The sequence below is a fragment of the Micromonospora sp. NPDC003944 genome (genome assembly GCF_053605225.1).
The window spans coordinates 1-24,961 of record NZ_JBSGIV010000031.1; the positions used below are offsets into that span (position 1 = coordinate 1).

24 protein-coding genes are annotated in these 24,961 nt (G+C 71.6%); 7 read left to right on the forward strand and 17 right to left on the reverse strand.

The features are described 5' to 3' along the window. Nucleotides 1-365: 365 nt before the first annotated feature. Entirely contained in the window at nucleotides 366-3,413 is a 3,048-nt protein-coding gene (locus tag ACWER9_RS17025; protein ID WP_452302718.1) for a S8 family peptidase, read from the reverse strand. A gap of 337 nt (nucleotides 3,414-3,750) precedes the next feature. Here ACWER9_RS17025 and ACWER9_RS17030 point away from each other — a divergent pair, with 337 nt between their 5' ends. Further along, nucleotides 3,751-3,999 carry a VOC family protein gene (locus tag ACWER9_RS17030; RefSeq protein ID WP_452302785.1) on the forward strand — a complete coding sequence of 83 codons (249 nt, stop codon included), beginning with the start codon at nucleotides 3,751-3,753 and terminating at the stop codon, nucleotides 3,997-3,999. Between the two features lie 56 nt (nucleotides 4,000-4,055). Here ACWER9_RS17030 and ACWER9_RS17035 read toward each other — a convergent pair whose 3' ends face one another. From ACWER9_RS17035 to ACWER9_RS17075, 9 genes are all read right to left on the reverse strand, one after another. Continuing rightward, nucleotides 4,056-5,258, reverse strand: coding sequence for a hypothetical protein (locus ACWER9_RS17035; RefSeq protein WP_452302719.1), 1,203 nt, complete (start codon nucleotides 5,256-5,258; stop codon nucleotides 4,056-4,058). Beyond that, the gene (locus ACWER9_RS17040) at nucleotides 5,251-6,054 is read right to left on the reverse strand and encodes a sugar phosphate isomerase/epimerase family protein (RefSeq protein WP_452302720.1); all 804 of its coding nucleotides are present in this window, start codon (nucleotides 6,052-6,054) and stop codon (nucleotides 5,251-5,253) included. The genes ACWER9_RS17035 and ACWER9_RS17040 overlap by 8 nt, the downstream gene beginning before the upstream one ends. Then, entirely contained in the window at nucleotides 6,051-7,202 is a 1,152-nt protein-coding gene (locus tag ACWER9_RS17045) for a dihydrodipicolinate synthase family protein (RefSeq protein WP_452302721.1), read from the reverse strand. Before ACWER9_RS17045 ends, ACWER9_RS17040 begins: the two co-directional genes overlap by 4 nt. Continuing rightward, on the reverse strand, nucleotides 7,199-8,350 hold the full coding sequence (locus ACWER9_RS17050) for a Gfo/Idh/MocA family protein (protein WP_452302722.1): 1,152 nt from the start codon (nucleotides 8,348-8,350) through the stop codon (nucleotides 7,199-7,201). Before ACWER9_RS17050 ends, ACWER9_RS17045 begins: the two co-directional genes overlap by 4 nt. Nucleotides 8,351-8,389: 39 nt before the next feature. Then, nucleotides 8,390-9,145, reverse strand: coding sequence for an ABC transporter ATP-binding protein (locus ACWER9_RS17055; protein ID WP_452302786.1), 756 nt, complete (start codon nucleotides 9,143-9,145; stop codon nucleotides 8,390-8,392). 43 nt (nucleotides 9,146-9,188) lie between these two features. Then, nucleotides 9,189-10,193 (reverse strand): ABC transporter substrate-binding protein, encoded by a 1,005-nt coding sequence (locus ACWER9_RS17060; RefSeq protein ID WP_452302723.1) that lies wholly within the window; start codon nucleotides 10,191-10,193, stop codon nucleotides 9,189-9,191. 23 nt (nucleotides 10,194-10,216) lie between these two features. Then, nucleotides 10,217-11,083, reverse strand: coding sequence for an ABC transporter permease (locus ACWER9_RS17065; RefSeq protein WP_452302724.1), 867 nt, complete (start codon nucleotides 11,081-11,083; stop codon nucleotides 10,217-10,219). 177 nt (nucleotides 11,084-11,260) lie between these two features. After that, on the reverse strand, nucleotides 11,261-11,977 hold the full coding sequence (locus ACWER9_RS17070) for a cupin domain-containing protein (protein ID WP_452302725.1): 717 nt from the start codon (nucleotides 11,975-11,977) through the stop codon (nucleotides 11,261-11,263). Further along, nucleotides 11,970-12,314 carry a cupin domain-containing protein gene (locus tag ACWER9_RS17075; RefSeq protein WP_452302726.1) on the reverse strand — a complete coding sequence of 115 codons (345 nt, stop codon included), beginning with the start codon at nucleotides 12,312-12,314 and terminating at the stop codon, nucleotides 11,970-11,972. Before ACWER9_RS17075 ends, ACWER9_RS17070 begins: the two co-directional genes overlap by 8 nt. A 93-nt stretch (nucleotides 12,315-12,407) precedes the next feature. Here ACWER9_RS17075 and ACWER9_RS17080 point away from each other — a divergent pair, with 93 nt between their 5' ends. Genes ACWER9_RS17080 through ACWER9_RS17090 form a run of 3 tightly spaced genes read left to right on the forward strand, consistent with a single transcriptional unit; the run spans nucleotide 12,408 to nucleotide 14,200 of the window. Further along, nucleotides 12,408-13,481 (forward strand): LacI family DNA-binding transcriptional regulator, encoded by a 1,074-nt coding sequence (locus tag ACWER9_RS17080; RefSeq protein WP_452302727.1) that lies wholly within the window; start codon nucleotides 12,408-12,410, stop codon nucleotides 13,479-13,481. Beyond that, nucleotides 13,478-13,654 (forward strand): hypothetical protein, encoded by a 177-nt coding sequence (locus tag ACWER9_RS17085; protein ID WP_452302728.1) that lies wholly within the window; start codon nucleotides 13,478-13,480, stop codon nucleotides 13,652-13,654. Before ACWER9_RS17080 ends, ACWER9_RS17085 begins: the two co-directional genes overlap by 4 nt. A gap of 60 nt (nucleotides 13,655-13,714) precedes the next feature. Then, nucleotides 13,715-14,200: an N-acetyltransferase family protein gene (locus ACWER9_RS17090; protein WP_452302729.1), complete on the forward strand. Its 486-nt coding sequence runs from the start codon at nucleotides 13,715-13,717 to the stop codon at nucleotides 14,198-14,200. A gap of 106 nt (nucleotides 14,201-14,306) precedes the next feature. On the opposite strand, the gene ACWER9_RS17095 is transcribed toward ACWER9_RS17090, so the two are convergent. Next, on the reverse strand, nucleotides 14,307-15,578 hold the full coding sequence (locus tag ACWER9_RS17095) for an MFS transporter (RefSeq protein ID WP_452302730.1): 1,272 nt from the start codon (nucleotides 15,576-15,578) through the stop codon (nucleotides 14,307-14,309). Nucleotides 15,579-15,704: 126 nt separating this feature from the next. Here ACWER9_RS17095 and ACWER9_RS17100 point away from each other — a divergent pair, with 126 nt between their 5' ends. Beyond that, on the forward strand, nucleotides 15,705-16,892 hold the full coding sequence (locus tag ACWER9_RS17100) for an NAD(P)/FAD-dependent oxidoreductase (RefSeq protein WP_452302731.1): 1,188 nt from the start codon (nucleotides 15,705-15,707) through the stop codon (nucleotides 16,890-16,892). Then, on the forward strand, nucleotides 16,889-17,806 hold the full coding sequence (locus tag ACWER9_RS17105) for an RNA polymerase sigma-70 factor (protein WP_452302732.1): 918 nt from the start codon (nucleotides 16,889-16,891) through the stop codon (nucleotides 17,804-17,806). Before ACWER9_RS17100 ends, ACWER9_RS17105 begins: the two co-directional genes overlap by 4 nt. A gap of 79 nt (nucleotides 17,807-17,885) precedes the next feature. On the opposite strand, the gene ACWER9_RS17110 is transcribed toward ACWER9_RS17105, so the two are convergent. Beyond that, nucleotides 17,886-18,446, reverse strand: coding sequence for an NADPH-dependent FMN reductase (locus ACWER9_RS17110; RefSeq protein WP_452302733.1), 561 nt, complete (start codon nucleotides 18,444-18,446; stop codon nucleotides 17,886-17,888). 138 nt (nucleotides 18,447-18,584) lie between these two features. Here ACWER9_RS17110 and ACWER9_RS17115 point away from each other — a divergent pair, with 138 nt between their 5' ends. Continuing rightward, on the forward strand, nucleotides 18,585-19,058 hold the full coding sequence (locus ACWER9_RS17115) for a MarR family winged helix-turn-helix transcriptional regulator (RefSeq protein WP_452302734.1): 474 nt from the start codon (nucleotides 18,585-18,587) through the stop codon (nucleotides 19,056-19,058). Nucleotides 19,059-19,093: 35 nt separating this feature from the next. Here the strand turns inward: ACWER9_RS17115 and ACWER9_RS17120 are convergent, their stop codons facing one another. From ACWER9_RS17120 to ACWER9_RS17140, 5 genes are read right to left on the reverse strand one after another with little or no spacing between them, the layout of a single operon-like run. Beyond that, entirely contained in the window at nucleotides 19,094-19,594 is a 501-nt protein-coding gene (locus ACWER9_RS17120; protein ID WP_452302735.1) for an anthrone oxygenase family protein, read from the reverse strand. Nucleotides 19,595-19,642: 48 nt separating this feature from the next. Beyond that, a complete protein-coding gene (locus ACWER9_RS17125; protein WP_452302736.1) occupies nucleotides 19,643-21,493 on the reverse strand; it encodes an IucA/IucC family protein in 1,851 nt (616 codons plus the stop codon). After that, nucleotides 21,490-22,083 (reverse strand): GNAT family N-acetyltransferase, encoded by a 594-nt coding sequence (locus tag ACWER9_RS17130; protein ID WP_452302737.1) that lies wholly within the window; start codon nucleotides 22,081-22,083, stop codon nucleotides 21,490-21,492. Before ACWER9_RS17130 ends, ACWER9_RS17125 begins: the two co-directional genes overlap by 4 nt. Continuing rightward, nucleotides 22,080-23,357, reverse strand: a complete 1,278-nt coding sequence (locus ACWER9_RS17135; RefSeq protein ID WP_452302787.1) for a lysine N(6)-hydroxylase/L-ornithine N(5)-oxygenase family protein — start codon at nucleotides 23,355-23,357, stop codon at nucleotides 22,080-22,082. Before ACWER9_RS17135 ends, ACWER9_RS17130 begins: the two co-directional genes overlap by 4 nt. A gap of 35 nt (nucleotides 23,358-23,392) precedes the next feature. After that, on the reverse strand, nucleotides 23,393-24,931 hold the full coding sequence (locus tag ACWER9_RS17140) for a pyridoxal phosphate-dependent decarboxylase family protein (RefSeq protein WP_452302738.1): 1,539 nt from the start codon (nucleotides 24,929-24,931) through the stop codon (nucleotides 23,393-23,395). Between the last annotated feature and the right edge of the window lie 30 nt (nucleotides 24,932-24,961).

Below are 24,961 nucleotides of genomic sequence, written 5' to 3' on the forward strand. Positions count from 1 at the left end.
CTGGGCTACGCGGTCGAGCTGGGCGGCGACCCGGACGCCGCGTTGGCCCTGCACGTCGAGGCGTTCGAGGCGGCCGAGGCGATGACGACGTTCCGTGGATCACGCAGATCAGAGAGTCGGCAGCGTAGATCTTGGACACTTTCCGTTCTGACGTAACGGAAACTGTCCAAGATCTACGTCGCGGGACGGGGAAAGGGCCGGAAAGACCACGCTGCTCGGCGCCGTGGCCGGCGTTCGCGACCGACCGCCCTGTCTCTCGGCGACGTCGCCTCTCGCCGCGCGTTCGTCGAGCAGATGGCGGGCTGGTCGTGGACGCAGACGGTGGGGCGGTGCGCGGCGGCACCGCCCCACCTTCCCGAACGGAACTACTGCCAGGAACTCTGTTGGGTGTAGACGAGGTTGCCGGGGACCACCGTGCCGTTGGTGCGGTACTCGGTGTACGCCCAGAAGTCACCCTCGGCCAGCGGCTTGTTCGGCTTCAGGGTGAAGCTCAGGCTCTGACCGCGCTCGGAGGTGGAGGGCAGCGTCAGGGTGGCACCGGAGTACGTGGCGTGGCGACCGATGACGGCGTGACCCAGCTCGAAGTCGACCACCGGGCTGCCGGGGTACTGCGCGAACACGTACGCCGTGTAGCGCCCCGGCTCGGGCAGGAACTTGTAGACCTGCTCGGCGCTGGTCCAGAACCTGTCACTGCTGTAGACCAGGGTGTCGCCCTTGTACAGGTAGAGGTCGAGGTTCGTGTTCGGATCGGCGGTGTTGGCCTCGACGACGATGCCTGCGGTGTTGGCCGGCACGGTGAAGTCGACCTTCTTCACGCCGGTCGCGCCCGGGTCGAACACGCCGCCGTAGACACCGGCCGGCATCGAGTACGACGTCCGCCGCATCGGCGTGTAACCGGTGCTGCGGCCGGCGAGCGGGCCGGTGAAGCCCGGCTGGAGATTGCCGAAGGCGCCGTTGACCATCCGGCCGAACTCCTCGCCGTCGTCCGCGTACGGCCGGGGGGTGATGCCCCACGGACGGGCGGCGACCGGAATCCGGGCGCTGTGGGCCTTGCCCTGCCAGGTGATCGCACCGGTCACGTACCTGTCCCAGGGTGCGCTGCCGCGACGCAGCGTGATGGTGACAGTCGCGGACGTGCCGGGTGCAAGCGTCACCGAGGCCGGCGACACGGTGGCCGTCATGCCGGGCAGGCCGGACACCGACGAACGGTAGGTCTCCTTCGTCGTGCCCACGTTGGTGAGGGTGCGGGTGACGGTCACCGGTCGGGTGCCGTCGTACTCGCGCAGCGAGATCGCCGGAAGGTTGAGTTCCTTGCCGTCGGGCTGCGCTGTCTCGCTGAACTCGATCAGGTCCGCAGCCGTGGGCTGGATGACCAGGCCGGGGTCCTTGGCCTTCGTCAGGTTGATGAAGCCGCTGCCCTGTTCCAAGGGGTTGCTGGTGCCGACGGTGTCGGTGGCGGTGGTGCGCAGCGCCGACGCGACCGCGCCGGGTGACCACGTCGGGTGGGTGGCGCGCAGGATCGCCGCCGCGCCGGCCACGTACGGCGAGGCCATCGAGGTGCCCGAGTACGCGTCGTAGTCCCGCCCGAAGTTGCCCGCCGGCGACACCGCAGCGATGATGTTCGACCCCGGCGCGACCAGGTCCGGCTTGAAGACGCCGAGGGTCGTCTTGTCCGGGCCGGTGGAGGAGAAGTCCGCCACGCTGGGCAGGCCGGGAACGCTGGAGCCGTCGCCGCCGGTACGCAACGACACCGTCGCGTCGGTGGGGTGGCGCATCAGGTAGTTGAACAGCGTGCCGGCCTGCTTCTCGGTCGGCAGGTAGACCACCGGGAAGGTGAAGATGGAGTTGATCCGGTAGTTGCCGACCGGGTCGAACACCATCATCGCCGCCCCGCCCTTGGCCTTGATCTCGGCGGCGGAGCCGAACATGTCGGAGAGCGCGCAGGCGACGACCTTGCCCTTGATCTTGGCGGGGTCGAGGCTGCCGGGCTCGCAGTAGACGGCCCCCAGGTCCGGCGTGCCGGCCTGATCACCGAAGACCAGCGGGCGTACGCCGCCGGGCAGAGCGTCGAGCGAACCGCCGACCAGCTTCGTGCCGTCACCCAGCTTGGCGGTGGCCTCGTCGAGCGTGGTCACCGCCGCGCCGACAGTGGTCACCCAGGGCGCCGCGTTGCTGATCGCTCCACTCACGATGCCGGTGTTGCCGGCCGACGCCGCCACGAACACCCCCGCCAGCGAGGCGTTCAGGAAGGCGATGCCGATCGGGGTGTTGGCCTCCCAGTCGCCGAGTTGGGAACCGATCGAGAAGTTGAGCACCTGCACGCCGTCGGCGACGGCCGCGTCGATGCCGGCGATGATGTCGGCGTCATAGCCCATGCCGCCCCAGAGCACCTTGTAGACGGCGATCTGGGCGTCCGGCGCCACCCCGGAGACGGGACCGAAACGGCGACCGTCGATCGTGACGTTCGGCAGGGACAGACCGGCGGCGGTGGACGCGGTGTGCGTACCGTGCCCGGACATGTCGCGGGGGGACAACATCTCACCCTCGGGGATCGAGCCGCCGTAGGCCAGCCACGAGTCGGCGAAGTACCGGGCACCGACGATCTTGCCGTTGCAGTGCTCGGCCACGAAGCCGACACCGGTCTGGCAGGTGCCGCGCCAGGTCGCGGGGGCGGCCATCTTCTTGGCGAACGACGCGCTCTCCGGCCAGATGCCGGTGTCCAGGACGCCGACGACCATGCCCGCGCCGGTAGCGGGACCGGGCTTACCGGGCTTGCCGGGCTTGTCCGGCTTGCCGGCGGGGTCCGCTGGGGGTTGCTCCAGCTCGCCAGGAGCCGCCGCGGCCGGGGTGCCGGGGGCCGGCGCGGCCGGCGGGGGCGTCGGGGTGCCGAGCGCCCGCGAGGCGGTGACGGCACGGACGCGCTTGTCCGCCCGCAACGCGGTCACCTGCTGAGGGGTCAGCTTCGCCGAGAACCCGTTGAAAGCGGTGGTGTACGAGGCGGTGACCTGCACCTTCGCGGCGGCGGCGACGGCACCGCGCTGGGCGTCGAGGTGACCGCGGTAAGCGCGTGCCGGTGCCGACGTCACGTCCAGCCGGTCACCCGCCTGCGGGCGGGTCCGCGCCAGCCCGGCCGAGCCGCCCGCGTACGAGGTCAGGGGTTCCTCGGCCAGCTCGACGATGTACATGCCGGGGCGGGTGTCGTCCACCGTGGCCTGCCTGTCGGCAGCCTTCCTGCCGCCCGGCCGGCGGTCGGCGCCGTCGGTCAGGGTGACCCTCTTGTCGGAACCGGCGGTGAAGTAGCCGGTGCTGCCGCCACCCGACGGCCCTGCGGGTGCCGCCGACGCCGATCCCGCGACGCCGGTGGTACCGGTGACCAGGGCGAGGACCAGCGTCGGTATCGCTAGTCTTCGCACCCTTGTTCCGCTCGTGCTGGTAGCCACGAGGCTCCTTTCGATGGCTCCTTTGTGGAGCACTGTTCCGATCGCGACCCATTCATGGGAGCGCTCCCCCACCTAAGCCGCCGACGGTTAATCGAGGATTCGGAGAGTGTTTCGGATCGCTGGTGCGTATAAGATCACGTTCCGCGGGCCACGCCTAGATCAAGTTTTGCTGATGCCGCCGGAGCCTAGGCCCTGCCTCGAGACCTTGCCGGCGTGCGGAACTCGTTTCGGGCGCATGAGAATGCCTGCATGGAAGAGAGACTGAGTCGACGGGCGGCCTCGGACGCGGTCAGCGACCAGGGATGGCGGTATCTGCTCGGCGCGTTGCGCACGTCGGTCCCCGTCGGCTCACTGGTCGAGGCAACCGAGGTGGCGGCGCGCGTGGTGGCGGCGTGCGGTAGCGACGCCGACGGCACAGCGGCGCCTCGAAGCAGCGCTGACGGCGGGTGGCCGACTTGTCTCCGCGTCCCGTGCTCCCGCAGTCTGGGTCCTCGCCGACATCGAGGGTAACGAGGCTTGCGTGACGACCTGGCAGGGCCGAGACGTCCCGCCATCGTGACGTGCTGGTGAGCGGTATACCTCAGAGGTATGAATATGACTTTTGAGGTATACCGCTCACCACCGCGTCCGCCCCGACGGAGGTGACGGAAAGTCACCGCCGACCGCCGACCGCAGCCGCCAGAGCACCGTGAACGCCCCGGCGAGGGCCAGTCCCAACAGCGGGGCGACACCCACGCCGGCGAGCGTGCAGGCCACCGCGAGCAGCGCCGGCGGCACCCAGCACCAGGCGGGCACGGTACGCGGCGCACGACCGCGCCGCCGGGCCGCGGCCTCCACGGCCATCGGCACCACGAGCACCGGCAACGCGGCGGCGAGCAGGGTCAGCCAGGGCAGCACCAGACGGTCGAACCGCGCCACCGCCAGCACCCCGCCGAGCACCGCGACGAGCAGCATCGCCGCCCGCGCCGGCACCCTGGGCGCCAGACCCCGCAACGCCAGGGAACCGGAGTACGTGGTGGTCAGCGCCGCCGCGAAGACCGCCACCGCGACGAACAGATTCGCGTACGCGGCCAGCCCCGAGCCGGCGGCGAGCAACGCGACCACGTCGGCCGAGCCGGTGCGCAGCCACAGGCCGGCACCGGCAAGCACCCCGAGCAGCGCCGGCCCGACCAGCAGCCCCACGCACCAGGCCAGGTCCCGGCGCCGGGAAAGGCCCACGCTGAAGTCCGGTGCGCGCAGCGCGAACACGGCCGCGTACCCGATCAGCGCGGCGGCGTCGGCGAGCCCACCTGTCGCCAGACGAACCGGCGCACCCGGTGGTGGCAGCACCGTCAGGCACCAGCCGACGAGCACCACCGCGCTGAGTGTGGTGACCACCGCGACCCGGTTGCCGAGTCGGGCCGGCGCCCAGGAGACGGCGAGGACCGCCACCTCCAGCAACACCGGCCCGGCCCAGCCCGGCAGGTGGGTCAACGCGGCCAGCGAAGCGCCGCCGAGCCCGACGTTGAAACCGTTCCACCCGACCATCGACACGGCCAGCACCGCCGCCAGCAGCAGCCGCGAGGTGTCCCCCAGGTAGGCGGGCAGCACTGCGGTCAACGTTCCGCCGTCGCCGAGCGGCCGGCGCAGGCCGATGCGGCCCTGCCCCCAGAGCAGGGCCGCCATCAACGCCCCGCCGACGAACAGCCCGGCCACCGGCACCGCGCCGCCGTGCCGGGCGGCCATCGCCGCGCCGAGCACCAGCGTGGCGGGTGCGGTGCCGATGCCCAGCCAGGCGCCGACCGCCGCCGGCCACCGCCGTTCGGTCAGGTCAGACAACGTGGCGCAGGTAGCCGGCGATCGCCGCGTCGAGCACCTCCGCGCCAGGACGCGCCCACACCTCTGCGGAGAAGACCTCCACCTCGATCGGGCCGAGGTAACCGGCCGCGTCCACCGCCTCGCGCAGCCTGCGCAGCTCGATGCAGCCGTCGCCGGGCAGCGCCCGCCCGAGCAGCACCCCCTCGGGCAGCGGGGTCACCCAGTCGCAGACCTGGAACGCGGCGATCCACTCGCCCGCCCGCGCGATCTGCGCGTACACCGTGTCGTCCCACCAGACGTGGTACGCGTCGACGACCACGCCGACCACCGTCGGATCGAACCGCTCGGCGATGTCCAGCGCCTGACCGAGGGTGGCGATCACGCAGCGGTCGGCGGCGAACATCGGGTGCAGCGGCTCGATGGCCAGCCGTACCCCGGCGGCCTCGGCGTGCGGGGCCAGCTCACCTATCGCGTCGGCGACCCGACGCCGGGCGCCGTCGAGGTCCCGGCTGCCGGTCGGCAGCCCACCAGACACCAGCACCAGCTCCGGGGCGCCCAGGGTGGCCGCCTCCTCGATGGCCCGCAGGTTCTCCGCGCGCCAGTCGTCGGCGGCGAAGAAGCCGCCCCGGCACAGCGACGTGACCGCGAGGCCGGCGTCGCGGACCAGTTTCGCCGAGCGGGCCAACCCGTACTCGGCGACCGGCTCACGCCACAGGCCGATGCCCGGTACGCCGGCAGTCACACACCCGGCCACCACGTCCGGCAGCGGCCAGCGCTGGGCGGTGGCCTGGTTGAACGAGAACCGCGCGAGGCTCATTGGGCAACCCCCGCCACCGTGAAGAACGCTCGCGCGCGGGCGGCGGCCAGGTTGGCGTCGGGCAGCAGCCCGGCCGCGTCGGCAAGGGTGAGCAGGGTGGCCAGGTGCGCCGGCGACCGGCCGGACTGCGCCCCACCGACCATGGTGAAGTGGTCCTGGTGCCCGGCCAGCCAGGCCAGGAACACGATGCCCGTCTTGTAGTGCCAGGTCGGGGCGGCGAACAGGTGCCGGGCCAGCGGCACGGTCGGCGCGAAGATCTCGTCGTACGCCGCCAGGTCCCCCCGGTCCAGGGCGGCGAACGCGGCGGCGGCGGCCGGCGCGATGGCCGCGAACACCCCGAGCAGCGCGTCGGAGTGGCCCACCTCGTCCCCCCGGATCAGCTCCGGGTAGTGGAAGTCGTCACCGGTGTAGAGGCGTACCCCGGCCGGTAGCCGGCGGCGCAACGCCACCTCCCGGTCGGCGTCGAGTAGCGACACCTTGATGCCGTCCACGGTGGACTGGTGCGCCTTGATCAGCTCGACGACCGTGTCGGCGGCCAGGTCCAGGTCGACCGAGCCCCAGTAACCGGTCAACGCCGGGTCGAACATCGGACCCAGCCAGTGCAGCACCACCGGCTCGTCGGCGGCGCCCAGCAGCTCGTCGTACACCCGCAGGTAGTCCTCCGGGCCGCGCGCCGCGGCGGCCAGGTGCCGGCTGCACATCAGCACCGGGCGGGCGCCGGCCGCGCGGACGTCGCCGAGCTGTTCGAGGTACGCGGCGGTGACCGCCGCCAGGGTGGCCGGGCCGACCGGTAGCTGGTCGGTGCCGACGCCGGCGACGATCCGCCCGCCCACGGCGCGGGCCTCGGCGGCGCTGCGGCGGATCAGCTCCCGGGTCGCCGGGTAGTCCAACCCCATTCCCCGCTGGGCGGTGTCCATCGCCTCGGCGACCCCGAGTCCGTACGACCAGAGGTGGCGCCGGAAGGCGAGGGTGGTGTCCCAGTCCACCGCGGCCGGGGCACCGGGCACGTTCTCCGCGCCCGGGTCGGCCACCACGTGCGCGGCGGCGTACGCGATCCGGCTGGTCGCCGGCGCGTCCGGTCGGGCGAAGCCGCCGCCTCCGGTGAACCGGTGCCGCCGCCCGCCCGGCAGCACCACCTCGGCCGTCATGAGCGCAGCTCCGGGACCTCGACGCGACCGCCCTCGCGCGCCGAGCGCAGCCCCAGCTCGGCGAGCTGCACACCGCGCGCCCCGGCCAGGAAGTCCCACCGGAACGGCTCACCGGCCACCACGTGCCGCAGGTACGCCTCCCACTGCACCTTGAAGCCGTTGTCGAACTCCTCGTTGTCGGGCACCTCGGCCCACTGGGCGCGGAAGTCCTCGGTGGCCGGCAGGTCGGGGTTCCACACCGGCTTCGGGGTGACCGCCCGGTGCTGCACCCGGCAGGTGCGCAGGCCGGCGATGGCGCTGCCCTCGGTGCCGTCGACCTGGAACTCCACCAGCTCGTCGCGGTAGACCCGCACGGCCCAGGACGAGTTGATCTGCGCGATCACACCGCCGTCGAGTTCGAAGATGCCGTACGCGGCGTCGTCGGCGCTGGCCGCGTACGGGTGACCGGCCTCGTCGACCCGTTCGGGCACGTGGGTGGCGGTCACACAGGAGACAGCCGTGACCCGGCCGAACAGCTCCTCCAGCACGTAGTGCCAGTGCGGGAACATGTCGACCACGATGCCGCCGCCGTCCTCGGCTCGGTAGTTCCACGAGGGCCGCTGAGCGGGCTGCCAGTCGCCCTCGAAGACCCAGTACCCGAACTCGCCGCGCACCGAGAGGATCCGGCCGAAGAAGCCCCCGTCGATGAGGCGCTTGAGCTTGCGCAGACCGGGCAGGAACAGCTTGTCCTGCACCACTCCGGTGCGGACGCCGGCCGCGTCGGCGGCACGGGCCAGGTCGAGCGCGGCGGCGGTGTCCTCGGCAAGCGGCTTCTCCGTGTAGATGTGCTTGCCGGCCTCGATGGCCTGCCGGATCGCCTTCTCCCGCTGCTGGGTGACCTGTGCGTCGAAGTAGATCTCGACGTCGTCCCGGGCCAGCGCCGAGGTCAGGTCGGTCGTCCAGTCGGTCAGCCCGTGCCGCTCGGCGATCTCGCGGAGCTTCGTCTCGTTGCGCCCGACCAGGACCGGTTCCGGCCAGATGGTGGTGCCGTCGGCCAACGCCAGGCCGCCGGACTCACGAATGGCCAGCAGCGACCGGACGAGGTGCTGCCGGTAGCCCATCCGTCCGGTCACGCCGTTGACGATGATGCCGATCGACCTGCGGGTCATGGTGGTCCCTTCCGTCGTGCTGGTCGTGCCGATCCGCGCTCAGTGGTTGGCGGCCGCGCTGCCGAGCAACCCACGCAGGTCGGTGGCGAGGCGGTCGAAGCGGGGATCCGACATCACCTGCGCGTAGTCGCGGTGCGCCGGCAGCTCGACCGGGAAGGTGCGGATGATCCGGCCGGGCCGCGGACTCATCACCACGACCCGGGTGCCGAGGAAGACCGCCTCGGCGATGGAGTGGGTGACGAGCACCACTGTCGTCCCGGTCTCCCGCCAGATCCGGTGCAGCTCGGCATTCATCTGCTCCCGGGTGAGCGCGTCCAGAGCGCCGAACGGCTCGTCCATGAGCAACACCGGCGGGGAGTGCAGCAGCGCGCGGCAGAGTGCCACCCGCTGCTGCATGCCGCCGGACAGCTCGTGCGGCAACGCCTTCTCGAAGCCGGTCAGGCCGGTCATCTCGATCAGCTCGTCGGCTCGGCGGGCCGCCTGTGCCCGGTCCATGCCCCGCATCTCGGCCTGAAGCAGGATGTTGGCTCGGGCGCCGCGCCACTCCAGCAGCGCGGCCTTCTGGAAGACGAAGCCGATGTCCTTCTGCGGGCCGCGCACCGGGCGCTCCAGCAGCGACACGTCGCCGCTCGTCGGCTTGACCAGCCCCGCGACGATCTTCAGCAGGGTGGACTTGCCGCAGCCGGACGGGCCGACGATCGAGACGAACTCGCCCGGCTCGATGTCCAGCGACACGTCGTCCAACGCGGTGGTCTGCGTCCGCCGGGTGGTGAACCGGACGGTCAACCCGGACATCCCGATGGCGGTGCCGGTGGCTGTTGGCGCGGCGGTCACCGGGTCACCCCTGCGCCGCGTACGAGGAGTCCCAGTACGCGTTTGGCGCGCCCGGGTCCTTCAGCTCGGCGTAGCGGGACATCAGGTCGATGGTCTCGGCCCACTGGGCCTCGGTGTTCACCCCGGGCGGACCGTCCGCGCCGATCAGCGGCAGGTTGAGGGTGAGCTGCTTGGTGAGGACCTCGGGCGCCGGCTCGTTCTCGGCCAGGGCCGCCATCGCGCTGACCGCGCCGGCCGGGTCCCGGGCGGCGTCGGCCCAGGACTTCTGGGTGGCCCGGACGAACTTGCGGACCAACTCCGGGTCCTTCTGCAGGGTCTGGGTGTTGGCGATCAGGCCGGTGCCGAGCAGGTTCATCCCGTAGTCGGCGAAGAGCAGCACGTCGACCTTCTTGCCGGTCTTGCTCTCGATGGTGGGCGCCTGGTCGTGGAAGAAGCCCATGATGGCGTCGACCCTGCCCTCGGCCAGGGCGGCGATCTTGCCGGCGGCGTCGACGTTGACGACCTTGACGTCGTCCTTCTTCAGGCCGTTCTTCTCCAGCCAGGCCGGGAAGGTCGCGTAGAGGGCGTCGCCGGGGGTGCCTCCGACGGTCTTGCCCTTGAGGTCCGCCGGGGTCTTGATGTTCTCCTCGGTGAAGAACTCCACCGAGGAGGGACCCTTCTCCAGGTACGCGCCGAGGCTGCGCACCGGCATCCCGCTCGCCACCGACTTGAGCAGCACCGGGCTGTCGGCCCAGCCGAAGTCGGTCTGCTTCTGGGCGACCTGCTTGACCGTGTTGCCCGAGCCGTTGCCGGGCAGGATCTTCAGCTCGATGCCCTCGGCGGAGTAGTAGCCCTTCTGCAGGCCGTAGTAGAAGGGCGCGTGCTCGCCGTAGGGCACCCAGTTGAGGGTGAGGGTGACTTGCTTCTTGCCGTCCGCGCCGGTCGTGCCGACGGTGCTGCTCCCGCCGCAGCCGGTGGCGGCGAGCAGCAGCGCGGCGGTGGCCAGGATGGTGGTGGCGGTGCGTTTCATCGGTGCCTCCGTGATGGGGTCGGTCAGGAGGTGGTGAGGGACATGCCGGCCCGGCGGCTGGCGTGCCACGGAATGAGCAGCGCCTCGGCGATCTCGACGAGGACGAACAGGACGATGCCGATGGCGGACATCAGGATCAGGTCGGCGAACAGCAGCGGGGCGTCGAGGTTGCCGTTGGCCAGCAACAGGACGTAGCCGAGCCCTTCGCTGGCGCCGACGAACTCACCGACGACGGCGCCGACCACGGCGAGGGTGACGGCCACCTTCAGGCCGGCCATCAGGTGCGGCAACGCGTTCGGAAAGCGGATCTTGCGGAAGGTGCGCCACGGGCCCGCCCCCATCGTGGCGGCGAGGTCGAGCAACTCCGGGTCGGTGGAGCGCAGCCCGGCCACCCCGGAGATGACCACCGGGAAGAACGCGATGAGCACCGCGAGGATGATCTTCGGGGTGAGACCGAGGCCGAACCAGACCACCAGCAGCGGCGCGATGGCGATCTTCGGGATGACCTGTGCGAACAGGACGATCGGGTAGAGCGCCTTGTCCAGGGTCCGGGAGTAGGCGATGGCGACGGCGGTGACCAGCCCCAACGCGGCGGCAAGCAGGAAGCCGAGCACCGTCTCGTAGAGGGTGACCAGGGTGTGCCGGGCCAGCTCCGACCACTGGGTGGTCATCGTCTCCCAGACCTGGCCGGGGGTGGGCACCAGGTAGTTCGGCACGTACTCCCGGGCCGCCACGAACCACCAGGCGGCGAAGAGGACCGCGAGCACCAGCGCCGGGCGCCAGAGCGAGTCGGCGAAGGCCACCGCCCGCCGACCGAGCGTCGGGCGTGGGGGGCGGCCGCCGCCGACGGCGGCCTGCCGGCCCGCCGTGTCCAAAGAGATCTCGGTCACGCGGAACCTCCTCGGGGCCCGGCACGGCACTCGTGGACCGGGCCGGTCGGCGGATCAGGCAAACGCTTTCCTGGAGCGTAGGCGGCCCCCTCACGCCGGGCAAGGCCTTTCCTCGATCTATTCGTCGAATGCCGACGCCGGTGCACAGTAGATCGACGAACAGCCCGCGGCGCGCCGTCAGCCGGCCGCGGGGTAGGTGTCGAGGAGGCCACACATGCCCAACCGGCCGCGCTCGACCGGCCCGTCCACCGTGTACACCCCGGCCGCACCCAGGTGCCCGGGATCTCCCCGCTCCAGGGCGTCGAGCTGCCCGGCGGTGTCGGCGGCGGCACGGCCCGCGCCGGCCTCCCACCGCTCGCGCCACCGGGTCAGCAGCGGCTGGCGCAGCGCGATCGCGGCGGCGTGGAACGCGGCGAGCGCCGCCGGCCCGCCGGACCGCAGGGCCTGGAAGCCGGTCACCGCCAGATCCCGCCTGCGGTACGCGGCGTGCACGTCCGCGCCCGGCGCGCCCCCGTCGGGCAACGCCGCCGCCGTGGCGTACGCGGTCGGGTCGGCAAGCACCTCGGGTGGGAAGGTCAGCACCGCGTCGCCGGCCTCGGGCAGGCCGCTGTTCTGCATGAGCACCACGATGCTCAACCCGCCCCCGTTGAGCAGCCGGTGCACGGTGCCCGGCTCGAACCAGACCACCACCCCCGGCCGCAGCGGCGTCTCCCGGAAGCCAGCGGTGGTCAGGGTCTGCACCGCGCCCTCGCCGCCGGTCACCACGTACCCCTCGGTGCAACACAGGTGCACGTGCGGGGTGCCGCCGACCAGGCCGTCCGAGGCCATGGTGTCGTAGACGCGCAGCCGGGACACCCCGATCCCACCGGGCAGCGGCGCCGGACGGTCAGGCATCGAAGTACTCGTCGGCGTCGTTCGCGGCTGGCAGGGACACCAGCAGCACGGTGAGGTCGCCGATGGCCCGGTGCCGGCAGCCGGGCTTGATCAGGAACGCGGACATCGGCCGGGCGGGGTGACGGACGCCGTCCAGCTCGATCTCGCCCTCACCGGCGAGCACGACGTAGTACTCGGTGGCGATCCGGTGGTGGTGGGTCACCGCGTCCTGCACCTGGAGAAGGTGCACGCTGGCCTGGCCCTCGCTCTCGGCGATGAAGCCACGGCGGGTGGTCCCGCACGAGCAGCGTCGGGCGGGAAGGTCGTCGAGTTGAAGTACCGCGAAGCGATCGGACACGGCCGGGCCTCCCTGCGGGAAAGGGCTTTCTCTGCGGTACGGTGACGCTAGCCGGCACGACGAAACGCCGTCAACAGATCGAGGGGGCGGGCCATGGCGACCCTGTCCGATGTGGCCCGTCGAGCGGGCGTCTCGCCCGCCACCGCCTCCCGCGTCATCAACGGCAGCAGCAAGCCGGTCACCGACGAGCTGCGCGAGCGGGTGCTCGCCGCCGTCGCCGAGTTGCAGTACGTGCCGAACGCGCACGCCCAACTGCTGGCCCGCTCGCACCGCAGCGCGGTCGGCGTGATCGTGCACGACGTCTCCGACCCGTACTTCGCCGAGATCACCCGTGGGCTGCAACGGGTCGCCACCGACCAGGGCCGGCTGCTGATGATCTGCAACAGCTACCGGGACCCGGACCGCGAGTTGGAGTACGTGGAGCTGCTGCGCGGCCACCAGGTGGCGGCGCTGATCCTGGCCGGCTCGGGTTACCACGACGAGGCGTTCACCCGGCAGCTCAACGAGAAGCTGGCCGCGTACGAGGCCACCGGCGGCCGGGTGGCGGTGATCGGTCGGCACGAGCACTCCGGCGACGCCGTGATGCCGGACAACCGGGCCGGCGGCTACCTCGCCGGGCGCGAGCTGTGCGGGCTGGGGCACCGGGCGATCGGCGTGGTCGCCGGCCCGCGCATCCTGACCACCACCACCGACCGGCTGGCCGGGCTCCGGCAGGCCCTCACCGAGCAGGGCCGCGAGCTACCCGAGGGACGCATCCGGTACGCGGAGTTCGACCGCGACGGCGGTGCCGAGGCGACCGCCCGACTGCTCGACGCCGACCCGGAGCTGACCGCGATCGCGGCGCTCAACGACTCGATGGCCATCGGCGCGCTCGCCACCCTGCGTGCGCGCGGGCTGGCGGTGCCACAGCAGATCTCGGTGTTGGGTTTCGACGACATGCCGATCGCCCGGGACGTGACCCCGGCGCTGACCACCGTGCGGCTACCCCTCGTCGACATGGGGGTGCGGGCGATGTCCCTGGTGCTCGGTGTCGGGGCACCGACGCCGCGGGTCGAGGTGCTCCCCGCCGAGTTGGTCCGCCGCGACACCGCCGGTCCCGTCCCACAATCCGCCCGCGCCGCTGCGGGGTCGGCGCCACGCGCACGGCGAGGTGACACCGCGTCGTGACCGCCAGCCCGACCCGACGGCCCCTCACCAGCGCCGACGTGGCGTACCTGCTCGGTGCGTCGTTCGGGCCGCACACAGGGGTCCGCGACGCCGGTCCGCTGGCCGGCGGTGGGTACGCGACGGTCTGGTGGGCGCTGCTCGACGAGGAGGTCGCCGCGCTCGCCTCGGAATGACTGACGGCGCCCTCGGATAACGGATTGTGCAGGGTTCCTGACCCGGCCTAACCTCCCCGGGTGCTGATTCGGGAGTTCGTCGACGGGGACTGGTCGCGGGTGTGGCCGATCATCGAGGAGGTGATCCGGGCACAGGAGACGTTCCCCTACGACCCGGCGATGACCGCTGACCAGTCGTACGCCATGTGGGTCGAGACGAAGCCGGGTCGGACCGTCGTCGCGGTCGACGGCGAGCGGGTGCTCGGCACCGCGAAGATGGGCACCAACCGGCCCGGGCCGGGCGCGCACGTGTCCACCGCGAGCTTCATGGTCGCCGCCGACGCGCGTGGCCGGGGTGTGGGGACCGCGCTGTGCCGCGATGCCCTGACCTGGGCGCGCCAGCAGGGGTACGCCGGCATGCAGTTCAACGCCGTGGTGGAGAGCAACGAGTCGGCAGTGCGGTTGTACCAGCGGGAGGGCTTCGAGGTGGTCGGCACCGTACCGGGCGCGTTCCGTCACCCCACCCTGGGCCGGGTCGGCCTGCACGTCATGTACCAGGAGTTCTGACCCCCTCCCCCGCCGGCTCGCGTCGATCATGGACTTGTGGTGGTGTGCAGAAGGGGCATGCGGTCACAACGCGCCCACCATAAGTCCATGATCGACCGAGGAGGGCTCAGCCTCCGGCCGGGGCCGGGCGCAGCCCGGGCTGCGCGGCGGCCGGCTCCGCGCCGGCGCGGCGGATCGGGGTGAAGAGACCACCGACCGCGACCAGCAGGCACCCCACGCCGGCCGCGAGAGTGACCGCCGGCGCGCCGAAGCGGCCGGCGGCCCAGGTCAGCACGACGGCACCGGCCGGACCGAGGGCGTAGTGCGTGCTCCAGAACGCCGAGGTGACCCGGCCCAGCAGGTGATCGGGGGTGATCTCCTGCCGCAGGGACATCGAACAGATCCCCCCGACGCTGAGACAGCAGAGGTACACGGCTGTCGACGCGGTGACCGCCGGCACGGTCGTGGCGATGCCGACCCCCGCCACGGCGAAACCGCAGACCGCGTGCGCGCCGATCCAGGTGGTGCCGAAGCCGCGACGGCGGCGCAGCGGGGCCACCAGCAGCGCCCCCGCGACAGTGCCCAGCGCCGCCAGGCCGAGCACCGTGCCGACGGTGCGCTCGGAGCCGCCGAGGTCGTGCGTGACGTGGTAGATCAGCACGTCGACGAAGCCGTAGGTGAGGAAGATGAAGACCGACAACAGGACGGTCAGCGCACGCAGCACGGGTTGTCGCCACAGGAATCGCGCACCGGCCAGGAACTCAGCCAGCGGGCGCTGCCGGACCACCCCCTCGTCCACCTGGACGGGACGCAGTCGGATCAGCCAGAGGCCGGCCGCCGACAGCGCGAAGCTCGCCGCGTTGACGGCGATGGCGGTCGCCGGGCCGAAGCGGGCCGCCACCACACCGGCGAGCAGCGGCCCGAGGACGGCCGCGGACGCGTACGTCGCCTGCAACCGGCCGTTGGCCTCGGTGATCCGGTCGCAGTCGAGGAGGTTGCGGACAGCGGTCACCGCGGCGACCTGGAACAGCATGCCGGCCGCCTCGCAGATCGGTAGCACGACGAAGAGCAGCCAGACCTGCGGGCCGGCAAGCCACGCCAGTGGCACCAGGGCGTAGAGCACCAACCGGGTCAGATCGGCCACGATCATCAGGGTGCGCCGGTCGTACCTGTCGACAAGCACCCCGCCGAAGATCCCGGCGACGACCGACGCCGCACCCGCGACGGCGGTGAGCAGGCCCATCTGCGCCACCGATCCGGTCGCCTGGAGCACCAGCAGCGGCACGGCCAGGTAGGCGAACGAGTCGCCGGCGGCCGAGAGCGACTGCGCGACCCAGTACGTGCCGAAGGTCCGGTCCCTCCAGAGCGGAGCCCGACCAGCGGCGACAGATCGGCTCATCGCGCCAAGGGTAGTGAACGCGGCGGGCCGCCGTCGGCCGTGTCGGGCGTCACAGCGTCCGGATGTCACGTACCGACGAGCGGCACGCATCTCGTGGTCGTCAGTCAGACCAGAGAGGGCGAGACAATGAGCGCATCGCAGGGTACGCACCGTGTGGTGATCCTGGGCGCGGGCTACGCGGGGATGGCCGCCGCGACCCAGCTCGCGGCCCGGACCAGGCGGGCCGACGTGCAGGTGACGGTCGTCAACGCGCAGGAGCTGTTCACCGAACGCCTCCGGCTGCACATGAGGGCGACCGGGCAGCGGCTCGCCGAGTTGAACATCCCCCAACTGCTGTCCGGGACGGGCGCGCGGTTCGTGCGCGGTTGGGTGACGGCGGTCGACGCACACGCGAAGACCGTCCGGGTCGACGACACCCGCGTACTGCACTACGACACGCTTGTGTACGCGTTGGGCAGCGTGACCGACACGGCGGCGGTCCCGGGCGTCGAGGAGCACGCGTACGCCCTGGACGGTCCGGGCGGGGCGACCACGCTGTCGGATCGCCTGGCCCGGCTCGGCGCCGGCACGGTTGTCGTCGTCGGCAGCGGGTTGACAGGTGTCGAGGCGGCCGCGGAGATCGCCGAGCGGCACCCGGAGGCCGGCGTCACGCTTGTGGGCCGGCAGGAGCCCGGGGCGAGTATGAACCCGAAGGCCCGGGCGTACCTGCGGGCCGCACTGACCCGCCTCGGCGTGCAGGTGGTCACCGGAGCCGCGGTCACCAGGGTCCGGCCCGACGGGGTCGAGGTGGCCGGTGCGCAGACGCTGCCGGCCGACGTCGTCCTCTGGACGGGTGGCACCCGGGCGGCACCGTTGGCGACCGCCGCCGGGCTGACCGTCGACGACCGTGGTCGGGTCGTCACCGACCGCACGTTGCGGTCGGTGACGCACCCCGAGGTGTACGCGATCGGCGATGCGGCCGCGATCCGGCAGGGCTACGGATTGCTGCACGGCACCTGCCAGAGCGGCATGCCGACAGGTGTGCACGCGGCGGTGTCGATCGCCCGCACGCTGCGGGGCAGGCAACCCAGGCCGTTCCGGTTCGGTTACTACCACACGCCGGTGAGCCTGGGCCGAAACGACGCGGTCGTGCAGTTCACCCACCCCGACGACAGCGCTCGCCGCGGGTGTCTGACCGGGCGGACGGCGGTCTGGTACAAGGAGACCGTGAGCGCTTCGCCCTGGCCGACCTACCGCCGCATGTCGCGGCTGCCCTCCTCCGGGGCGTTCTGGCCGCGCGGTGGACGCCTCACGCGCCTGCGGGAGCCCCGGTGACGCACCCACCGCACGCCGACGAGCAGGTGTTCCACGGTCATCGCCGCCTGCTGTTCTCGGTGGCCTACCGGATCCTCGGCAGCGTGGCCGATGCCGAGGACGCGGTGCAGGACGCCTGGCTCAGGTGGTCCTCGGCGGACCGTTCCCAGGTCGCCGACCCCAAGGCGTACCTCGCCCGCATCGTGTCGAACCTCGCCTTGCAGCGCCTGCGCTCGGCGCGGCAGCACCGCGAGACCTATGTCGGGCCGTGGCTGCCCGAGCCCGTCCTGACCGACGCGGACGCCGCCGACGCCGTCACCGACGCCGAGTCCGTGTCGATGGCGATGCTCGTGGTGCTGGAGACGCTCAGCCCGCTCGAGCGTGCCGTGTTCGTCCTGCGGGAGGTCTTCGACTTCAGCCACGCGGAGATCGCGGTGGCGGTGGAACGCTCCGAGGCCGCGGTCCGCCAGACCGCCCATCGTGCTCGCGAGCACGTGCGGGGTCGACGGCCACGCTTTACCGCGGACCGGTCGCAGCAGCGCGGCGTGACCGAGCGGTTCCTCGCCGCCTCGACCGGTGGCGACATCAACACCCTGCTGGAGCTGCTGTCCCCGGATGTGACGTTGTGGACCGACGGTGGCGGTAAGGTCCGCCAGGCCATGCGTCCCGTCCGGGGTGCGGAGACGGTCGCCGCGTGGTTCGCGGCCATCGGCACCGTCGCCTACCAGGGTGTTCAGCCGCACGACATGAGTGCGGCCCTGGTCGAGATCAACGGGGGGCCGGGGCTGGTGTTCAGCGGTGCCGGCCGGGTGGTCGCCACCATCTGCCTCGACATCGACGCCGGCGGCCGCATCACCGCCATCCACAACGTCGCCAACCCGGACAAGCTACGCGCCGTGGCCGACGGCACCACCCACCACCTCGCGACGCGCTGAGCCGGTCGCGCTCCCCTGACCGGGTGCCCGGAAACGGCCGTGGAATTCCCCACGGCCGTTTCCGGAGAGCGCGAGACGCTCAGGCCTTGCGCAGCGGCGCGAGCGCCGTGCTCCAGGCGACCACCTGATCGAGCGTGGTGGTCAGCGAGTCCTGGTGGAACTGGTTGGGCTTGAAGACGCTGAAGTTCTCGAAGTCGGTGAAGAGCGACAGCGCGACCTGCGCGCGCACGTCGGCCATCTGCAGCTCGCCGGAGATCAGACGCAGGTGCTCCACGGCACGGGTGCCGCCGACGGAGCCGTAGCTGACGAAGCCGACGGCCTTGTTGTTCCACTCGCCGTAGAGGAAGTCGATCGCGTTCTTCAGGGCACCCGAGGTCGAGTGGTTGTACTCGGGCGTGACGATGATGAAGCCGTCGAACGACGCGATCGTCTCGGCCCACCGCTTGGTGTGCGGCTGGGTGTACTGGCCCATCGAGGGCGGGTACGCCTCGTCGAGGTGCGGCAGCTGGTAGTCGAGCAGGTCGATCAGCTCGTACTCCGCGTCGGAGCGCTGCTTGGCGATCTCGAGCACCCAGCGGGCGACGGCCTCGCCGTTACGCCCCGGACGGGTGCTTCCGAGGATGATCCCGATCCTGGTCATGTGTGGCGCCTTTCAGAGGGGTCCTTGCCTGACGCCGGAACGCTAGTCGCTGCTTGATTGGTCAAGCAAATACCTGGCCTATGGGCGTCATCACACAGAGGGTAAGCAATTGATCGGTCAAGCAAGTATGATATGAGGATGTCCAACCCCGCCGCAGCGACTCCCCAGCCCCTCAACCCCGACGAGGAGTCCCTGGTCCGCGCCCTGGGCCAGGTGATGCACGTCCTACCCCGCGCGATCGACGCGGACATGGTCGGTGACCGTCAGCTACCACTCACCGAGTACACGGCGCTGATGAACCTCTCCGAGACTCCAGGCCGGCGGATGCGCATGAACGAACTCGCCGCGCTCTGCCACCTCTCGCTCAGCGGCATGACCCGCACGATCATCCGGCTGGAGACCCAGGGTCTGGTCCGGCGGGAGCGGTGCGAGGAGGACGCCCGCGGCTGGAACGCCGTCCTCACCGATGCGGGCTTCGCCCGCCTGGAGGAGTCGTGGCCCAGCCACCTGGCTGCCGTACGTCGGCGGTTCCTCCAGCACTTCGAGGGCTTCGACCTCGCCCAGCTGGCCCGCGCGTTCCAGGGCGCCGGCACGGCGGAGACGACCGACTGAGCCGGTGCGGGGGCCTCGCCGGTCCTCCGCCCGACTCAGCCGGACAGCCGGCCCTCGGCCACCAGCGCCCAGGCCAGGAGCCCGAACGCGCCTGTCGACGCGACGGCACGGACCACGTTGCCCCGCACCCAGGTGACCTCGAAACGCGTCCGCAGGGCCGCGAGGTCGGCAGCGTCGTCGACGTCGCCGGCGCGGGCCAGCACGTTGTTGAGCGGCACGTTGACGACGGCGGTGACGCCGAGCACCACCAGGTACAGCACCAGCGCGGCAACCACCCAGGGCAGCACCGCCCGCCGCCCGGCCCCCAGGTGCAGCGCCGCCGCCAGCAGCGTGAACAGCAGCGCGCCGCCGAAGCACACCGCGAACCACCCGTTGAGGATCGACTCGTTGATCCGCCGCATGGCGAGCACCAGCGTCCGGTCGTCGGTACGAGCCAGGCCCGGCATGACCGCGTACGCGAAGGCGGCGAACAGCCCGGCGGTCAGGCCGGTGGTCAGGGTGGCGGCGAACAGGCTCGCGGTACTCAGGAATCCCATCCGCCTATTGCACCCGTTGAGGTTCGCGCTGACCAGACGCGACAGCGGTCAGCGGGCCGGAGCGTGGGCGGCGAGCGGGTTGGTGAGGGTGCCGACGAACTGGAGAGCCGCCGACGGGTCGGCCAGGTCGATCATCTGCTGGTTGTCGCGCAGCTGCAGCCGGTTGAGACAGGACAGCGTGAACTCGGGGGCGAACAGGTCGTAGTGGCGGACCCGCTCGGCCAGGTGCGGCACCCGGTCGAAGTAGTCGGCGGCACAGGCCGCCACCGTGCGCCAGAAGTCGTCCTCGGCGAGCACACCGGCCTCGACCAGGACGGCGTTGAGGTGCCGCAGGAAGCAGTCCACCACGTCGGTGAAGATGCTGAGCAGCTTGGTGTCGTCGGGCACCTCGACGCGGATCCGCTCCACCGCCGCCGGCAACTCGACCTCGTCGCTCATCACCGCGATCTCCTCGGCGATGTCCTTGAAGATCACCCGCTGGACGGTGTCGGACTCGTCGAGGACCAGGATGACGTTCTCGCCGTGCGGCATGAAGGCCAGGTCGTGGGCGTAGAAGCTGTGCAGCAACGGGGTCAGGTAGGCATCCAGGTATCGGCGCAGCCACACCTCGGGCGTCCGGCCGGACCGGGCGATCAGCGCCGCCGCAAGTGACCCGCCCTCGTCGTCGACGTGCAGCAACGCGGCCATGGTGGACAGTCGCTGCCCCGCCGCCAGGTCGGGCACCGGGCTCTCCCGCCAGAGGGCGGCCAACATCTTGCGGTACGGGGAGGTGCGCTCGGTCGCCGCCTCGTACTGCCGGTGCCGGTAACCCACCGCGGCCCGTTCCCGGATCACGGTCAGGCCGGTGCCGGTCAGCACCTCGTCGGAGGCGATGAGGTCGGCCAACCAGTCGTTGATCGCCGGGGTGGCTGCCATGTACGCGGCGGACAACCCGCGCATGAAGCCCATGTTCAGCACCGACAGCGCGGTCTTGACGTAGTGCCGGCCCGGCTCGCTGACGTTGAAGAAGGTGCGGATGGACTGCTGGGCGAGGTACACGTCCGGTCCGGGGCCAAGGTGCACCAGCCGACGCGCGGCCAGCTCACCGGCGAAGGTGACCGCCAGCTTGTTCCACCACTGCCACGGGTGCGCCGGGATCAGGTGGTAGTCGGCCAGGTCCAGCCCGAGATCGGCCATGGTGGCCGCGAACCGGGCCCGGGTCCCGTCGTCGAGTTCGCTCTCGATGAGAGCGTCGTAGTCGAGGTCGGCGGCGCTGCTGAACGTCGAGTGGTCCCGGTGCGCGGCCAGCCACTCCAGCCGCACCGGCGCGGCGGCCTCCGGGGCGTACCTGTGGTACTCGTCGACGCCGAAGCCGAGCCGGCCGTTGTTCGCCACGAAGCAGGGGTGGCCCTCGGTCATCGAGGTCTCGATGGTCTGGAAGTCCGCCTCGGCCAGCTCGGCCGCGCTCGGCGCCGCCTGGGCCAGTTTGTACGCCGTGCCCGCGAGCGTCGAGGTGATCTCCTCCAGGTAGACCGGCAGCACCCGCGCGGAGAGCCCCAGGGTGTCGCGCAGTTCGACGACGAGGTCCACCGCGTCCGGTGCCAGGGACTCGCCGTCCCGGTGCCGGGTGATGCTGTCGGCGTCGATCTGCCAGTGCGCCAGGGCGAGCACCCGCGCCACGAAGCGGTAGGTGACGGTGCCGTCGTCGCTGCGGACCTCGTACCACTGCCGGTCGTCCGGGCCGGCCACGGCGTTCGGGGTGAGCAGCCGTTCGTGGGTGAACTCGGCGAGCGCCTTGCGGACCAGCAGCCGGTTGGCCCGGGCCCACCGCTGCGGGGTGAGGTGCCCGACCGGGTCGCCGGGGGCGGGGTACGCGGTGGCGACGGGCGGCTGGGTCGGGACGGCGGTGGTGGTGGTCACGCCGGGGCTCCTTCGGTTGCGGTGGCGGCGGCCCGGTCGGTGGCGGCCTCGAACTGGGCTCGGGTGCAGACGCTGAGCAGCGCGTCCTTCTCGGGTTTGGCGATCGGGCCGACGACAGTGAAGCCGACCGCGGCGTTCAGCGCGTGCACGGCGGTGTTGCGCACGTCCGGCTCGACCAACACCCGTCGGGTGGTCGGGTCGTCGAAGAGCCACGCCATCACGGTGCCGATCACCGCCCGGGTGAAGCCGTGCACGGGCGCGTCGACAGGCGCGCAGAGGAAGTGCATGCCCACGTCCCCGGGCTGGTGGTCGTAGAGGCCGACAAGCTCGACGTGGGCCGGGTCGTAGCGCTCGGCGAGGAAGGCGGGACTCCCCCGCCACAGTCCGAGGTACGCGTCGTGGTGCGGGTGCTCGGCGATCCGCCGGTACTCCTCGGTCACCTGGGCCACGTCGGCGTCCTGCATCAGCCAGAACGCCGCCTTCGGGTGGGTGACCCAGCCGTGCAGCAGCGCCGCGTCGGTGTCCGGGTCGAGCCGCCGCAGCGCGAACTCGCCGAGCCGGGCGTCGGCGCGGGTGAAGACGGTGGTCACGACGACACCCCGAACTCCTGGAAGGTGATGCTCTTCTCGATCGGGTAGTGCTCCCGGCCGAGCAGCTCGCTGATGATCCAGGAGTTGCGGTAGGCGCCCATGCCCAGGTCGGGTGAGGTGATGCTGTGGGTGTGGGTGCCCGCGTTCTGCAGGAAGATGCCCCGCCCGGTGTGGTCGATGCTGTAGTTGCGGGCCACGTCGAAGCGGTCGTGCGCGTCCCAGCGGATCCGGTCGCGCACCGGCGCGAGGAACTCGGGCACCCGGTAGTGGTAGCCGGTGGCCAGGACGAGGCCCTCGGTACGCAGGGCGAACTCGCGTTCCTGCTCCACCTGACGCAGCCCCAGCGTGTACTCCCCGTCCTGGTGCTCGGCGCTGACCAGCTCGGTGTTGGTGAGCAGGCGGGTGTTCACCGGCCCGTCGACGCTGTGCGCGTAGAGCAGGTCGAAGATGTCGTTGATCAGGTCGGCGTTGATCCCCTTGAACAGGCCCTTCTGCTCGGACTCCAGCCGGTAGCGGGTCGTCTCGGGCAGCGCGTGGAAGTAGTCCACGTAGTCCGGCGAGGTCATCTCCAGCGTCAGCTTGGTGTACTCGAGCGGGAAGAAGCGCGGCGACCGGGTCACCCAGTTGAGCTGGTAGCCGTACCTGTCGATGTCGCCGAGCAGGTCGTGGTAGATCTCGGCGGCGCTCTGCCCGCTGCCCACCACGGTGATGCTGCGCTTGGTGCGCAGCGTCGTGCGGTGCTCCAGGTAGTGGGAGTTGTGCACGGCGTCGCCGGGCAGACCGGCGACGGCCGGTGGCAGGTGCGGCGGGGTGCCGGTGCCGAGCACCAGGTGCCGGGCCCGGTACTCGACGGTCTCCCCCGTGCCGGTGCTGGCCCGCACCACGTACCGCTCGTCGGCGCTGTCGTACTCCACAGTGGTCACGGTCTGACCGAAGCGCAGGTTCGGCAGTTTCGCCGCCGCCCACCGGCAGTACGCGTCGTACTCGCTGCGCAGCGGGTAGAAGCTCTCCCGGATGTAGAACGGGTAGAGCCGGCCGATCTCCTTGAGGTAGTTGAGGAAGGAGTACGGCGACGTCGGGTCGGCGAGGCTGACCAGGTCGGCGATGAACGGGGTCTGCAACCGGGCCGACTCCAGCAGCATGCCGGGGTGCCAGGCGAGGCTCGGCCGGGCCTCCAGGAACACCCCGTCGAGTTCGTCGATCGGCGCGGTGAGGCAGGCCAGGCCCAGGTTGTACGGGCCCAACCCGATGGCGATGAAGTCGTGGGTGGACATCCTGGTCTCCAGACGCGGGTTCGTGGTCACCGGCCTCAGCCGACGTGGCAGGTCAGTTCGGCGGCGGCGTTGTCGTGCACGTACCGGCCGGCGTGGGTGGCGATCAGGTCGAGCACGTACCCGACGTCGTCGACGGTGGTGGCCGGGTTGAGCAGGGTGAACTTCAGGAAGTGCCGGCCGTCCACCCGGGTCCCGGCGACCACGGCGAGACCGGACGCCGCCAGGGCCTCCCGGGCGTGCAGGTTGGCGGCGTCGGCCAGCTCCCGGCCGGGGCCGGTGGGCAGGTAGCGGAACACCACGGTGCTCAACTCCGAGCGGGTCACCACCTCGAAGCGCGGGTCCTCGCTGACAAGTCGCCAGGCGTCGACGGCCCGGTCGACGACCTCGTCGAAGAGCGCGCCGAGGGCGTCCGGGCCCATCACCCGCAGGGTGAGCCAGAGCTTCAGCGCGTCGAAGCGGCGGGTGGTCTGCATGCTCTTGTCGACCTGGTTGGGGATGCGCTGCTCCACCATCCGGGCCGGGTTGAGGTAGTCGGCGTGGTAGGTGACGTGCCGCAGCGTCCGCCGGTCGCGGACCAGCAGTGCGCTGGAGCTGACCGGTTGGAAGAACGACTTGTGGAAGTCCACGGTGACCGAGTCGGCCCGCTCGATGCCGTCGAGCAGGTGCCGGCGCGTCGGTGAGACGAGCAGACCGCAGCCGTACGCGGCGTCGACGTGCAGCCAGACGCCGGCTGCCGCGCAGATCCCGGCCAGCTCCGTCAGCGGGTCGATCGAGCCGAAGTCGGTGGTGCCGGCGGTGCCGACGACTGCCATCACCACCAGCCCGGCCTGCCGGCACCTGACGATCTCCGCGCGCACGGCGTCCGGGTTGATCCGCCGTCGGGTGTCGGTGGGCACCGCGATCACCGCGTCCGGGGCGAGACCGAGCAGCTTTGCCGACTTCTGCACGCTGAAGTGGCCGGCGGCGGAGGTGATCACGCGCAGCCGGGGCAGCAGTTCCGCGCGTGCCGCCGGGCCGATCGCGTCGACACACGCCTCCTCCCGCGCCAGCAGCAGCGCCTGGAGGTTGGACTGGCTGCCGCCGCTCGTGAAGATGCCGTCGGCGCGGGGGCCGAGGCCGATCCGCTCGGCCGTCCAGTCGATCAGCCGTCGCTCGATGAGGGTGGCCCCGGCGCTCTGGTCCCAGGTGTCGAGTGAGGAGTTGACGGCGGTGAGCACGGCCTCGCCGAGCAGCGCCGGGATGGCCACCGGGCAGTTGAGGTGGGCCAGGTAGCGGGGGTGGTGGAACCAGACCGCGTCGCGCAGGTAGACGGTCTCCAGTTCGTCGAGGGCGGCGCCGGCGTCACCGAGCGGCCGGTCCAGGTCCACCCGGTCGACCAGGGGAGCCAGCTCGGCCGGGGTGATTCCGGTGCCGGGACGGTCCACCGTGGCCACCCGGCGGGCGACCCGGTCGACGCCGTCGGCGATCGTCCGGCGGTACTGCTCGACCGAGCCGCCGTGCAGCAGGTGGGCTTGGGCGGCGGTGGTCGCCGGTGGCGGCGTGGTGGTCTCGACGGGGTACGTCGGCACGGTCACTGGTGGTCCTTCCACGTTCTCGACGAGGGC

Coding starts and splice junctions, on each gene's coding strand:
- ACWER9_RS17040 (WP_452302720.1), bottom strand. CDS start 6,054: ATGAGCCTCGCGCGGTTCTCGTTCAACCAGGCCACCGCCCAGCGCTGG.
- ACWER9_RS17045 (WP_452302721.1), bottom strand. CDS start 7,202: ATGACGGCCGAGGTGGTGCTGCCGGGCGGGCGGCGGCACCGGTTCACC.
- ACWER9_RS17050 (WP_452302722.1), bottom strand. CDS start 8,350: ATGACCCGCAGGTCGATCGGCATCATCGTCAACGGCGTGACCGGACGG.
- ACWER9_RS17055 (WP_452302786.1), bottom strand. CDS start 9,145: ATGTCCGGGTTGACCGTCCGGTTCACCACCCGGCGGACGCAGACCACC.
- ACWER9_RS17060 (WP_452302723.1), bottom strand. CDS start 10,193: ATGAAACGCACCGCCACCACCATCCTGGCCACCGCCGCGCTGCTGCTC.
- ACWER9_RS17070 (WP_452302725.1), bottom strand. CDS start 11,977: ATGCCTGACCGTCCGGCGCCGCTGCCCGGTGGGATCGGGGTGTCCCGG.
- ACWER9_RS17080 (WP_452302727.1), top strand. CDS start 12,408: ATGGCGACCCTGTCCGATGTGGCCCGTCGAGCGGGCGTCTCGCCCGCC.
- ACWER9_RS17095 (WP_452302730.1), bottom strand. CDS start 15,578: ATGAGCCGATCTGTCGCCGCTGGTCGGGCTCCGCTCTGGAGGGACCGG.
- ACWER9_RS17100 (WP_452302731.1), top strand. CDS start 15,705: ATGAGCGCATCGCAGGGTACGCACCGTGTGGTGATCCTGGGCGCGGGC.
- ACWER9_RS17110 (WP_452302733.1), bottom strand. CDS start 18,446: ATGACCAGGATCGGGATCATCCTCGGAAGCACCCGTCCGGGGCGTAAC.
- ACWER9_RS17115 (WP_452302734.1), top strand. CDS start 18,585: ATGTCCAACCCCGCCGCAGCGACTCCCCAGCCCCTCAACCCCGACGAG.
- ACWER9_RS17120 (WP_452302735.1), bottom strand. CDS start 19,594: ATGGGATTCCTGAGTACCGCGAGCCTGTTCGCCGCCACCCTGACCACC.
- ACWER9_RS17135 (WP_452302787.1), bottom strand. CDS start 23,357: ATGTCCACCCACGACTTCATCGCCATCGGGTTGGGCCCGTACAACCTG.